General features: G+C 40.9%; 9 protein-coding genes. 2 read left to right on the forward strand and 7 right to left on the reverse strand.

Annotated features, from left to right (window positions below):
• Nucleotides 1–281: 281 nt before the first annotated feature.
• The 7 genes from QUB80_RS00145 to QUB80_RS00175 form a co-directional block, all read right to left on the reverse strand.
• Nucleotides 282–2,999: an MGH1-like glycoside hydrolase domain-containing protein gene (locus QUB80_RS00145; RefSeq protein ID WP_289787478.1), complete on the reverse strand. Its 2,718-nt coding sequence runs from the start codon at nt 2,997–2,999 to the stop codon at nt 282–284.
• A gap of 232 nt (nt 3,000–3,231) precedes the next feature.
• Nucleotides 3,232–3,768 (reverse strand): hypothetical protein, encoded by a 537-nt coding sequence (locus QUB80_RS00150; protein WP_289787479.1) that lies wholly within the window; start codon nt 3,766–3,768, stop codon nt 3,232–3,234.
• Nucleotides 3,769–4,518: 750 nt separating this feature from the next.
• Nucleotides 4,519–4,884, reverse strand: coding sequence for a phage holin family protein (locus QUB80_RS00155; protein WP_289787480.1), 366 nt, complete (start codon nt 4,882–4,884; stop codon nt 4,519–4,521).
• Nucleotides 4,885–5,332: 448 nt separating this feature from the next.
• Nucleotides 5,333–8,986 (reverse strand): Yip1 family protein, encoded by a 3,654-nt coding sequence (locus tag QUB80_RS00160; protein WP_289787481.1) that lies wholly within the window; start codon nt 8,984–8,986, stop codon nt 5,333–5,335.
• 44 nt (nt 8,987–9,030) lie between these two features.
• Nucleotides 9,031–9,441 (reverse strand): acyl-CoA synthetase, encoded by a 411-nt coding sequence (locus QUB80_RS00165; protein WP_289787482.1) that lies wholly within the window; start codon nt 9,439–9,441, stop codon nt 9,031–9,033.
• 43 nt (nt 9,442–9,484) lie between these two features.
• Nucleotides 9,485–9,844, reverse strand: a complete 360-nt coding sequence (locus QUB80_RS00170) for a glycine zipper family protein (RefSeq protein ID WP_289787483.1) — start codon at nt 9,842–9,844, stop codon at nt 9,485–9,487.
• A gap of 210 nt (nt 9,845–10,054) precedes the next feature.
• Nucleotides 10,055–10,549 carry a hypothetical protein gene (locus tag QUB80_RS00175; protein ID WP_289787484.1) on the reverse strand — a complete coding sequence of 165 codons (495 nt, stop codon included), beginning with the start codon at nt 10,547–10,549 and terminating at the stop codon, nt 10,055–10,057.
• Between the two features lie 929 nt (nt 10,550–11,478).
• Here QUB80_RS00175 and QUB80_RS00180 point away from each other — a divergent pair.
• Entirely contained in the window at nt 11,479–12,591 is a 1,113-nt protein-coding gene (locus tag QUB80_RS00180) for an ATP-binding response regulator (RefSeq protein ID WP_289787485.1), read from the forward strand.
• A 7-nt stretch (nt 12,592–12,598) separates the two neighbouring features.
• Nucleotides 12,599–13,228, forward strand: coding sequence for a response regulator (locus QUB80_RS00185; protein ID WP_289787486.1), 630 nt, complete (start codon nt 12,599–12,601; stop codon nt 13,226–13,228).
• Nucleotides 13,229–13,450: the final 222 nt, after the last annotated feature.

The raw sequence follows: 13,450 nt of genomic DNA on the forward strand, positions 1-13,450 counted from the left end.
TGTGGCAATTACTTGAGAGATTCATCTCAACATTGCAGGATAGTTTGTTCAGGCTACTGCTTTGCCTTTGAGGCATTTCCTCCAGCAATTTGAAAGTGTCACTCTCTCATGACTTGACCTAGCTTTATCAACAAGGTCTAGAAATTAACCCTAGTATCTGAGGAAAATATCTTTCACTTCAGAGAAAGAAACTATCGTAATTCTCTTTCATGTCAGTATTTCCTGCCACTGGAGGAAGGTGTTAGAACTTAACTTTTTTCTAATTTTAACAATTTCGTGCTTTACGATCGCACAAAACTTGAGGAGGAAACAGATAGATATCCTTTTTCTAGGACATCTTGTGGATTCAAAGTTGCATTAGCCTGAATCAACCGTGCCACTATACCTGTCCATCCTGTTTGATGGCTAGCACCAATCCCTGCACCATTATCGCCATGAAAATACTCGTAAAATAGTATTAAATCTTTCCAGTGAAAATCGTTCTGAAATTTCTCAGTATTTCCATAAACAGCACGGCGACTTTGCTCATTACGGAGAAATATTTTGGTTAAGCGGTTACTAATTTCGTTGGCAACTTCCCACAATGTCATTTGATTGCCAGATCCAGTTGGACATTCAACTTTGAACTCATCACCGTAGTAGGAATACATTTTCCTCAAAGATTGAATCAGCAAGGCATTTACTGGCATCCAAATCGGCCCGCGCCAGTTAGAATTACCACCAAATAGTCCTGTAGACGATTCTGCAGGTTCATAATCAACACGGTAAATATTGCTACCTACTGCAAAAATGTAAGGATTGTCTTTGTGATAACCAGAGAGAGCGCGGATGCCGTAATCACTCAAAAACTCCGATTCATCCAGCATCTTTTCTAAGATCCGGCGTAATTTATCTTGGTTCACAGGCGATAGTAAACGCCTGCCAGCAACGCCAGGTTGTGCCGGATTACTGATATTCTGCAAGTATGGCACAAACTTTTGCGTGAAATAAGTAATTCGTTTTCTAAAAGTAGGTAATTTATCTAACACATCCGCGTCGAAGACAGCAGAGGCAAATAGCGGAATCAGTCCTACCATTGATCGCACTTTGATGCGTCGAGACGAGCCGTCGGGAAAGCGCAGCACGTCGTAGAAAAAGCCATCTTCCTCATCCCACAATTCATCTTCATTCTCGCCAATGCGATCCATCGCTGCGGCAATATACATAAAGTGTTCATAGAATTTGCAGGCTAGTTCTTCGTAAGCAGGATTTAAGAGTGCTAACTCCAGGGCGATCGCCAACATATCCAAACAGAACATCGCCATCCAGCTCGTACCATCTGCTTGTTCGAGTGTTCCACCAGTTGGTAAGGGCGCACTGCGATCAAAAACACCGATATTATCTAAGCCCAAAAAGCCGCCTTCAAATACATTATTACCGTGTGCATCTTTACGATTTACCCACCAGGTAAAATTCATCAGCAGCTTGTGGAACATACTTTCGAGAAACAGGCGATCGCCAACTCCACCCCGCATCGCTTTGTCTACCAGATAAACTTGCCAAGTCGCCGTGCAATGAACGGGGGGATTAACATCGCTAAAGTTCCACTCGTAGGCGGGAATTTGCCCATTGGGATGGAGATAGACTTGATTAGTCATCAATCTCAATTGCTCTTTAGCAAAGTCTATATCTACGAGTGCCAAAACACCGCAGTGAAATGCTAAATCCCAAGCAGCAAACCAAGGATATTCCCACTTATCTGGCATCGAGAGGATATCGGCACTCTCAAGATGAAACCATTCTCTGTTTCGACTTAGGTGGCGCTTTGGGCAATCTGGTGGCAAGATCTCATCTTTGAGCCAATCATAGACTGGATAGTAATAAAACTGTTTTGTCCACAACATCCCAGCAAATGCCTGTCGCATAACATTGCGCTCATCTTCTGAAACATTCACAGGAATAATGGCATTGTAAAATTCATCTGCTTCTAAGCAACGAGTTTGCAGTACTGCCTCAAACTTATCACCAAAGGAAGCAGCATCTAATAAGCGATTACTCAGACATAGCTGAATTTCTTCTACACCATTGGCAGGAATTTCTAGCACATAATGGGCAGCGACTTTTGTACCGATTTTTTCAGGGTTGACAGCTTCATGCTTACCATGCACAACGTAATTGTTAATTCCGTCTTTGACATAAGGAGATTTATTCGGAAGGTTAAATATCCGTTCCCGATTCGTTTCATTTTCTGTGAACAAAAATGGAATCGTGCGATCGCAATACAACAAATACCGTTCACCAAGTTCGGAATGGGAGGCAGCTATAGTTTGATCATTTAGTTGTTTGATAAAAGGCTTGGGTGATTGTTCACCAAACCATGACCAGGTATTGCGAAACCATAAGGTTGGTAGAATATGAAGCGATGCTGTTTGTGGGCCTCGATTCCAGATGCTGATTTTAATTAAAATCTCTTCTGGGGACGCTTTGGCATATTCTACAAACACATCAAAGTAGCGATCATCGTCAAAGATGCCTGTATCAAGTAATTCGTATTCCCATTCCAAGCGATTTCTTCGCCGATTCGTATTTACTAGATCTGCGTAAGGATAGGCTAGCTGAGGATACTTGTACAGATACTTCATGTAGGAATGGGTAGGCGTACTGTCAAGATAGAAGTAATACTCTTTAACATCTTCGCCATGATTTCCTTCACTGTTAGTCAGTCCAAATAATCGTTCTTTTAAGATGGGATCAACGCCATTCCACAGAGCTAGGGCAAAACATAGTTGTTGGCGATCATCACAAATACCTGCCAACCCATCTTCACCCCAACGGTATGCACGAGAACGAGACTGATCGTGGCTAAAGTAATCCCAAGCGTTTCCCGATTGACTATAATCTTCACGTACCGTTCCCCACTGCCGTTCGCTTAGATAAGGCCCCCACTTTCTCCAAAGTATATTTTGTTCACGAGCCTCTTGCAGTCTCAGCTTTTCTACGTTGCGCTTTGCAGCTTCCATTGTAGATTTTGTACTCCTCTAAATCTATACAAAAATAGATGACATAACACTCTTGAAAGCTAATATTTGCTAAAGATATAGTTATGTCTTATCAATACGCTCAAACTCACTTGAAGATAAAAATTTAATGAGCGATCCCAATTAAGTCAGCCATTACTTTTCTCCTTCGTTGTCAGATGCAATTTAACGGTTAGCAAAAATTCACTTGTTTAAGTGCAAAATCGAAAAATCACTATGCTGACAATGTCAAAGTATGCTCTAATTTTTTGATCATGAATGCTTCTACATAATGAACTCGCTCACTACCAACACAGAGAATACCTTCTTTCTCCTCAATAGTTTGTGCAACTTTACGTACGATTGACATTAGCCAAGTCTTAAACTCAGATGCCTGTGCAGCAGTAAGCTTATTTGCCATAATCGAGGCAACTTTCTCAAAATGAGCGATCGCTTGTTGACGCCCCTGTGCCGGATTATCAAGGTTTTGTATTAATCTCAGTAACTCAATCTCCTTTTTGTATACTAACTTTTCATCTTTAATATGTTTCTTATCGCCAACTGCATCGAAAGAAGCAACTAAAAATTCTACCAAGTCATTTGATATGTCTTGGCGCTGTTGTTCTGCTGCAATAATTTGAATTCCAGCTTGTACTTCTTTAAAAAAAGAAACCGGATCAATCTTGTCAGATAGGGTTAGTGCCATGATGGCTTGTAAAGGAGCCTGTATGAGGATGGACAATTCACTGTCCGACAAGTGGTAATGCACCATTATTTACTACCCCACAGTTGAAATAAGCGTAAAGTAACAACATACTAACTGTGGATTATTTTATATTAATAAAGACCTTCTTTATAATCACTTCTAAATAAAAAAATCATAAATTTTCTGATTTTTATCTTACTTTAATAGAGTTATTTGAACTAGCATAATTTTAAAATCTAAAGAGTAAATAAGAAATAAGTAAGAAACAAATAAGAATATTTTAAATTAAAATAAGTTTAGATTAAGAAAAATTAACAGATAATAAATAAAACGCAGATATCGATAGCCATATCGATAGGTTCACATCTTGCACCAGTTGTTTGATAATGATTTTTGTAAGGTGGGCATTGCCCGTAACATCAAATCTAAGCAATGCCTACCCTAAGGTTGTTGCTATAAACAGCCACATATAGGACTCATATTTGATGAAAAACACCTAGGGTGTGTTGTCGCGAAGCGTAACGCACCGTTTTCAAGGGTTGGGTGCGTTAGACTAAAGTCATAACACAACTGGTGTTTTGCGGTCAGAAAATCTACACCGCAAACTACCTTCCCTACAAATACTTAATTTTTTCAATCATCAAACCGGATTCCTATATAAATATAAGTAAAAAACCACCGCATACTTTGAATAACTAAGTTACTCTTAGAAGCGCTGGTAAGAAAAATATTGATAAACTCAGTTAAAATACTCTACAGAAATGTCAGTAAATGATGACATCTACAATAAAAAGGCATTGTTTACCTTTACTGTGATTAATAGACTGGAACTAATCCAATTTGCCTCAAGATAAACAAGAGAATAGAGTTCACGATACTGAGTGCAATTGCTCCAATAATTGCACTGCCAATTCCCCATCGCAATCGAAATCCTTCAACCAGCCAAGCAGCTAAACCAAACACAATGATACTCCCAATTAAGGGAATCAATCCTAAACTGACAACTGCACTTGTTGTTCTAAACCACCCCGGAAATAAACTCCAAAATCCATTGAAGGCACCAATGATTGCTCCAGCGATAAGAGCGATCCAAGGATTATCAACTTCAACACCTATAGGTAGCTTAGATATGATTAATAAACTGATGGCTATGACTATGATAGAAATGAGAAATCCAATCATCTTTTCATGCCTCAAATATGAAAAATGGACAAAGGTAACTTGATATTTGCAATCACTTAGCCTTGTGTTCCAATGCCTGCCTTAGTTTTCTGATTTGGGAAAATTGTTGAGAACTTTAATTAACGTTACCAGATTTACAAAGATTTGAACGAAAAGATAAACAATTATTATGATTAATATTTAAGTTTTGCTAATTATACTGATTCAAAAAATGTTTGCAACACATCCTGATGTAGAGACGTGCCATGGCACGTCTCTACAATGTCTATTTGTCGCATTCTTTTTTCAAATTGGTATTACTTACGATTACAACAGAAATTTTGTAGGGTGTGTTGTCACCGAGCGCTGTATCATCCTAGATTTTCGGCGCGTTAGGACTATCGTCCATAACGCACCCTACTAGACTAAAAGATAAGCAATTGGTATGATTCAGACATCTGCATAGATTTTAGAGTGTCATCGGTGCAATTGGTTCAATGTCAGGATCATTGCCACCAACTTGATTTGTACGGAGTACCCACACAGAAGCATTGTGTTTGAGAAAAACGTGGACAATCGTATCGCTTGCTAGGCGAGGTAGGAGAGTTTTCCAGCTTGCCAGTCCAGTTAGCAGGTTTTGCAAAGGTTCATCTTCTAAGGTACTGCCTAAATTGTATTCATTTTTTTCCCAGTCGGAACGCACTGTGCCTAATGGCTGAAGTTCACGTTTTAAAGCTTTCTCTAGTTCCAATAACTGTTGATATTGTTTGGCTTGCTCAGGGTTATGCAATAACCAGTTTTCCAATAAAGAGGCATTTGATTGAATTGCTCGCTGTAGGCTACGAAGACTGGCAAACAATGCCTTGTTGGAGTCTTGGGCGCAGTTGTATGCTGGCCCAACATAGGTTCCACCAGTACCATCACCAATTCGATAACGAGCCGTCATGGCTTGAAGTTGGGTGAGCATGATGTCTAGAACAGAGCGTTTCATACCATTGAACTCAAAGTCTCCGGTGAACGCATCGAGCTTCACCAGAATATCGCACACAGGACGAACACCTGCCCAACCAAACTGACGATCGCCCATATAACGTGACCAATGCAAGGTTCCCGCGATTAATCCATCTGTGTTATGGGTATAAATCTGGTAGTACTTTATATCAAACTGGAGTTCATCTGCGAGTGGTTCACGCACAACTTGGGCTAATCCATAGGCAAAGTGACCAAAAAATATAGGGCTAGCAGCAGCAGGTTCTTTCTTGTTGCCGCCGATGCCGCCATAGGTATGCAATAACAAGGCTCGCTCACCTTCCTGCCACTCGGCGATCGCATCTTGAATCGATTGATGTTGGCAACTCAGCAACACTGAACTGATTTTGCCTTTCTGAGTCAGAACATCAGCCCAAGCTTGTTTGCGAATGTATTTATACGCTGGCTTGCGACCAAAAATCACTCGATCTGGTTGGAGTCGCATCAAGGCGCGTGGAGCAAGGGACTGCACCACAAAATATCCTGATGCATCTTTAGCTCCATAGATATACCAACCTGTTTCATTCAGTAGAGATTGTTCTATTTGGTGGCTGGTGGAAGCAAAACAACCATGGCGATCGGCAACTGGTGGCGGTAGGTAGACAATTTCCTCTACTCCATCAAATTGTCGAGAGCTAGGGTTGAAATGGACAACTCGAAACTGATCAGTTCCTTTAATTTGCTGTAAAAACCGAATTAAACCGTAGTAGCGCCCGGTGATTTGTACTGGTTGAGTACGGATGCAAAGTGTAATGTTTGCTGCTGCTTCGACAACAATCTCATCGGTTAGCATCACGACCATATCATCATTTGGGCGTGAACCTGCAAGAGATTCTAGCGGCTCAACTTGTCGCCAATGATTTAAGCGAACCGGATGAATTAGTCCCTCATATTTACTGGTGTAATCTGCATCAGCGCTGAAGTGAACATCGTGTGTCACTGCCCGCACCCAGTTCTGTACATTTTGGTCATCCACCCAACGCAAGTTTACAACCTGTCCGACTAAATCTTCATAACCCGCATCGGCATGATGGACTTCAAACAGACATCCTCGAACGGTGTGTCGTTCTTGTTTCTGTGGCAAAATTAAACGACCCATCCAGCGTCCTATCGGACGATACCAATTGAGATCAACGGTTTGATTAAGTGGATAGTAATCGGGGCGATTAAAGGCAGCTTGTTGGTAAAGCCCGTAATTACTTGGTTTTCTGGTGATGTGTTGTTCAGCAACTAAGAGTTTACCCCGCAGAATTTGGATGATATATTCAACAGTCTGTTCTAAATGACTGCGTCCATCAGGCAGATATACTTTTGGATCTAACATTCCACCAGGAACCTGATGACCGACAGGCCCAAGAGAAATAAAGCTAATTTTACCTAGTCGTTTACCTCGATTCCAGTAGGAAAGCGGAAAAAGTTTCCAGCGTCCGGGAAAAAGAATTGGCCCCAACTGTTCGACTGTGTCTTTTTCACCTACTAAATGATAAAGGTGTTCAAGCTTGAGAATATTACAGTTGCCACTGATAACTCCACCTAAGGAAATTACATCAATAGGAGCACCAGCTGCTCGTCTTAGGAAACGTGCAGATGCAGCAGACATTTGCCCTCCACCGCTATAGCCAATCAAAGTGATGGGAACGCCACTACCAGGCTGGTAGCCGTTGTTAATCAGTGCATTATACATGACCTGAGCTATGCCTTGGTTGTAGAGGGGACCATAACGCCGATCAGCAGAAACGCAGACGATTAAAACGTTGCGAAGATTAACCAAGTAACCCAGCAAGTTAGTAGGGTTAGCAAAGCGCAGTCTATCAGCAAGTCGCCAGAGAAAGCCAAGGGGACGGTCTTCAACCAGAGGTTTGTTAAAGACGGAGTAGACCATTAACCCGCGAATAAGTGCTATATCATTAGGTAGAGCAGGAACCAAGGCATCTAGAAAATCTTCAATGTCGGGAAGATATTCAGAACTAGATTGACAAATGCCGTCTAGATAAATGATATAGCGAGAAATGTTTCGGGAGTCTGCAACAGGCTCTGCCAAGGTTCCCGTGTTAATGGTTGTATTCACTTCATCGTTATACCATCCTGCCCACCACCCTAAAGTTTCTAGGGGAGCCAGAAGCCCTGCAAAGATGAGTCCGACAATGCCAATCCACACTAGATCAAAAGCAAATCGAAACATTCCTGGCAGTCGGTTATACCATCCAAACAATCCTTCACGGACAGGTCTGAGCAGAATTGCTACCACAAAGGCAATAACTACCATGCCCAGTAGACGGAGAAATAGTATTAACTGCTGTTGATTGAATGTATTATTAACGACAGTAGAAGCTTTAACCCTAGTATTACTTTTTGTATAATCACTAACTCGCGGTGTTAAATTTTCCTCCTCTACCCTTGGTCTTGCTGAGGCGATTAACCGTTGAACATCTGGAGCTGTTGTTGATGAAGGAGTTTGCCTGAAGCCAGTGCCAACTAGTTCTGTCACTTCCTGCCGATGGGTTACTAACTCAACTCCAGCCACCTTATTTGTTAACCAACGCCCCAAGTTAGCGATCGGTTGACCAATAGTTTGCTGTAATATTTGCAGCATCGCCCACCCAAACGCAACATACCAAAAAGCAGCTCCTGCCGATACTTGAGCAACTGCTCCAAAGCCAACAACCATTGCCAGTAAGTGCCAAACTGATAATAGCCATAAAATCGGAACTCCCAGGTAAGGCAGTGCTCCCAAAAAGCTGAACAGCAGGGGCGCATAACTTAGCCCTAGCACCCGTGCTAAGGTATTGAAGGGAAAATTGATGGACGAAGATATCAGACAAATCAGCCAAGAACTAAATACTAGAAAGAGATACCCAAACGTATATAAAACTGCGTTTATTAACAGGCTAAAAATGAAGCGTACAGGCTGAACACGATTGATAAAAAGAATGATGCTCTCGGCGATCGCCTGAGATAAACCAGAGATAAGGACAATCAAAAGCGCTAGGGTAAATCCATTGGGTAGGATGCTTATTTGCTGGAAGACATCTGCATTAAAGCTGAATACTCCTGCCAAGAATTCCCAAAGTTGATTGACAGCAGTTGTGGACATGGTTATATTCTCATGTCTGTTTTGTAAATCTTATGCTAATTACCTTACAGCTTGTATTTTTTCGCATACTCGCGAACTGATGAGTCCACAATGGCGTAAAGAAGCTGATCCGGGTCGTTTTCTGCCTGTTTTCTGATCATCTGCCCAATTTCTTTACCCGCTTCTTTGGAGGGGCGCAGTTGATATCCTCGCTTTTCTACTGATAACGCTACAAGTTGCTGAACCATACGCACAAAGGAGTCGTAGTTCTTGCCGCTCTTTTGCCAGGCTTCTTTTACCGTTATGGTGGTGAGTTCGTTGTTATTCCACTTCTGCTGATTCTGTTGAGTAGTCCGATTTTGGACTAGTTGCTGAGATGAATTTGCTTGTGTTTGCAAACTTGTTGAGAAGATTCCTGCACTTGGTACAGCAATAAGAGCGCATACTATCACTATGCGATTAGTAATTGACTTCATCTTTAGATTTCCTTATTTTTCTACAATCTGTTCAGATATTTAGTCATTTATTGCCACGGCTACCACCAACAATTCCCCCAGCCGCACCACCATAGATTCCGCCTCTGATGGCTCCATTCAATCCGTCCGTGAGCAGTCCAACCCCAGCTCCTACAGCTGCACCTGTTGCGGCAGTTTCACGTGCTCGTTCGCCACGTTTTCCTCCCTCAGTTACCGCAGCAGTATCGGCTCCAATGGCAGCCCCTTCAAGTGCATCACCTAATCCATCACCAAAAATGGCTCCTGCTGCACCGCCGATCAGCGCCCCTGTTGTTTTTCTGTCTGCTCGGCTGGGAGTACTAGCCATGCATAAAGCTATCAGACTTACTCCTATAGCGGTTGCATATCGTTTCCACTGCTTCACAGTCTACCTCCTTTATCTAAGAGTTACTGTCACAAGTGAATTTAAGTAGGTTTTTGGAAAATTGTAAGAAATAAAATCCCCACCACAAGTTGGTAGCAACCCATTATATGTAGTGGGGTGATGTTTTTATTATCTATACAGAAAATATTAACAATGGTACCAAGTTGCTCAACTGCTCAAATACCAATTTGGTTTATGTAATTTATCATGCTAATAAGCGTAAACTCCACCCGCTTTAGAAATATTTAGTACACGGTAACCAGCAGCATTTACAGGTCTAACCTTGACCTCAATCGTATTATCTTTAGCAGAAGTTTCATACCTTAAACCACCAGCTTTTCCAGCAGCAGCTTCTTGTGAGGGATCGTAAATAGCAATATTGACAGGTAGAGTAATATTGTTAAGTTTTGCATTGCCCCCTACAGGTAAATCATTATCTGCACGCCCGTCTAGGAAATTGTATTTCAAAGCTGAATTAGTTTCATTAATGAGGACAACGGTTACTGCTTGTTTTGGATTCACCCGTGCGATCGGTTGCCAGTAGCCAGGATTGTAAGTGCGTGCGGGTGGATTTTGAGTAGGTAGGTTTTGTTGAGTGGGTAGCTTGGGAGTGGGTGGCTTTTGAGCTAAGACTGGTACGGTTACACTTACTGCCAAAGTCACTCCTCCTACCAGCCACATTTGAATCTGAGTTAGTTGCGGCATACCTTACTTTCTCTCACCAAAATTAGAAACAATCATCAAACAAGCTAACTAAATAGTACTTTTCACAAATAGAGTGAGACTATTTAGTTATTAGCTGAAAGTAAAATACCTTGAAAATAAAAACTATAGTTATGCCAATAGATAGAGGAAGATTTATTCCAAAAGGAAGATTTTTTATTTCAGTTTTATTTTGAGAAAAATATCTGTATCAAACTGTGAAATTATATAAGCAATTGTAAATTAATGATAATTTTATCAAGTATTTGTATAAAACTCCTATTTGATTTTTGAAAAAACTTCAGTACACCTTTATTCTTTATTCTCCATCCCCTGTTCCCTGTCACCTGTCTCTACGAGTAATTCAGTAATAAAAAATTTCTTTTTGATGCCTTATTAGTTTCTTATATTTTTGTGATAGCTTCAATTAATTGATATTATGGTAGAATTGCAGACTTTAGCTTTGTCAGTATTTGCTCTACTAAAAGTCAATTTACAAAAAACAGAGCCGCTTGTGGTTTCATAATACACAAGTTTTGGCTTTTTGTTGTCTGTATGAACTTTCTTCGATAGCAGTTATGGATATAGATAAAATTTTTCGGATAAATGGCACACTAATAGTTGAATTGCAAGCCAAGCTAATTAAGGCGATCGCTCTATGCCAATTGATTTAGTTGTAAGCTTAAATTAGAGATAATTCAAAACGTCAAGACACAGAGTTGTATGCTGTCTGATGCAGCTAGCAGAGAATGAGTGACATTATGCTATGCCTTGAAAGTGAATGGTGAAAAGCGATCACTCAACAAGAAACCATGACTATTTGTCAAGGTAAATTATAGTCAATATTAGCTTGATAATAAGCGATTTCTGGTGAAATTGTGCTGAATAGGTGACTCGCTTTTTAATTTGACACAATTATCTACCGAGGAATCATGAATATAGAGCAAACACATCTCAGTAAAGGGAATATCTTGATTGTTGATGATAAACTGGAAAATTTAAATCTTTTAGTTTATTTATTGTCTGAAAATGGATATGGAGTCTTACCTGCCTTAAGCGGGAAAATGGTGTTTAAATCTATTCAGTCAAATCTACCTGACTTAATTTTGCTAGACATCATGATGCCAGAAATGGATGGCTATCAAGTCTGTCAACAGCTAAAAGCCACTGAACAAACTAAAGAAATTCCAGTTGTTTTTATTAGCGACTTAAACGAAGTTTTCGATAAAGCAAAAGCCTTTTCTGTAGGTGGAGTAGATTATATTACTAAACCCTTTGAGCCGTCAGAGCTATTAGCTCGCGTTGAGAATCAATTACGTCTTAGTAGGCTTTCTAATCAGATACGAGAGCAAAATAAACAGCTTTTAAAGGAGATTGAAGAACGCAAGCGAGTAGAAGAGATACTACACCAGCACAAAGAACTCTTGCAAAATGTTGTTTTAGAAGAACGTACTCGTATGGCAAGGGAAATTCACGATACCCTAGCCCAAACCTTCACAGGTATTCTAGTACATTCAGGAGCAGCCTCCCGATTAATGATGCATAATTCACAAACAGCACAAGTGCATATTGTTCAAGTACGGGATTTAGCTCGTTCTGGACTTGTTGAAACTCGCCGTTCGGTGGAGGCACTACGCCCACAATTGCTAGCACAGAGCGATTTATGCAGCGCACTCAAACACATTACAAAGCAGATGTTTTCAGATCTCGATCAGCCTGCTGTTTGTAAAATCAAGGGTATGGCATATCCTCTGCCGTCAGATGTAGAAAGTAACTTGTTACGAATCGCCCAAGAAGCACTGACTAATGCTATTAAGCACGCTAACGCTGACACAATTCAGATTGATGTAATGTATAAAAAAGCATTGTTTGTCTTGCGCATTAAAGATAATGGTCAGGGATTTGAAATAAACAATATGTCTTTTGGGCAAGGCTTTGGCATTTTAGGAATGAAGGAGCGTGCCAAGCAAATTGGAGCAAAACTGAAAATTCAGAGTTTGCCCGGAAGGGGAACACAAGTAATGGTTGCGGTAAAACGACATTGACTTCATCATGAATCAGTCAAATCTCATTCGCATCCTGATTGCGGACGATCATCCTGTTGTACGGCAAGGATTAATGGCAATTATTGAGTCTGAGCAGGACATGAACATTATCGGTCAAGCTCATAATGGACGTGAAGTGCTAGAAGCTTTTCGCCAACTTCAGCCTGATGTAACGCTAATGGATTTGCGGATGCCAGAAATTGGAGGAGTTGAAGCAATTTTTGCGATCAAAACAGAGTTTGAAAATGCGCGGATCATTATTCTTACCTCCTACGACGGTGATGAAGACATCTATCGTGGATTACAAGCTGGTGCAAAAGGCTATCTACTCAAAGATGCTGAACCAGATGAACTTTTGGAAGCAATCCGAGTTGTGTACAACGGTCAAAAGTATATTCCGCCTACAGTGGGAGCAAAGCTGCTAGAGCGGATGGGTGCGCCACAATTAAGTCAACGAGAGTTGCAAGTGCTCCAGCTAATGGCAAATGGCAAGAGCAATCAAGAAATTGGTATTACTTTGTCCATAGCAGAAGGTACAGTTAAATTTCATGTCAACAATATTTTGGGCAAGTTAGGAGTTAGCGATCGCACACAAGCAGTCATTGTGGCATTCAAGCGGGGAATAGTCAGTCTGTAGCAGAAGGCAGGAAGGCGGAGAGAAGCGCCGTGCGGGGGTTTCCCTCCGTTAAGGCGACTGCGCAGAGGCAGAAGGTTTTTTCTCCTACACCCTCTCTCAAGTCAGAAGGAAAGAAAATTTTATAAAAATCAGCTTTATCTTAACCATTTCGTAACTTTGAATACAGATTTTTTGGATATCTTTGTAATTGGACTTGGAAAATCAGACAACGTAGAACTTAAA

This window comes from Chlorogloeopsis sp. ULAP01 (assembly GCF_030381805.1).
GTDB lineage: Bacteria > Cyanobacteriota > Cyanobacteriia > Cyanobacteriales > Nostocaceae > Chlorogloeopsis.

Bases quoted from the DNA above. Each gene is read 5' to 3' on its own strand.
- QUB80_RS00160 (WP_289787481.1), bottom strand. From the start codon at position 8,986: ATGTCCACAACTGCTGTCAATCAACTTTGGGAATTCTTGGCAGGAGTA.
- QUB80_RS00155 (WP_289787480.1), bottom strand. From the start codon at position 4,884: ATGATTGGATTTCTCATTTCTATCATAGTCATAGCCATCAGTTTATTA.
- QUB80_RS00180 (WP_289787485.1), top strand. From the start codon at position 11,479: ATGAATATAGAGCAAACACATCTCAGTAAAGGGAATATCTTGATTGTT.
- QUB80_RS00165 (WP_289787482.1), bottom strand. From the start codon at position 9,441: ATGAAGTCAATTACTAATCGCATAGTGATAGTATGCGCTCTTATTGCT.
- QUB80_RS00145 (WP_289787478.1), bottom strand. From the start codon at position 2,999: ATGGAAGCTGCAAAGCGCAACGTAGAAAAGCTGAGACTGCAAGAGGCT.
- QUB80_RS00185 (WP_289787486.1), top strand. From the start codon at position 12,599: ATGAATCAGTCAAATCTCATTCGCATCCTGATTGCGGACGATCATCCT.
- QUB80_RS00175 (WP_289787484.1), bottom strand. From the start codon at position 10,549: ATGCCGCAACTAACTCAGATTCAAATGTGGCTGGTAGGAGGAGTGACT.
- QUB80_RS00150 (WP_289787479.1), bottom strand. From the start codon at position 3,768: ATGGTGCATTACCACTTGTCGGACAGTGAATTGTCCATCCTCATACAG.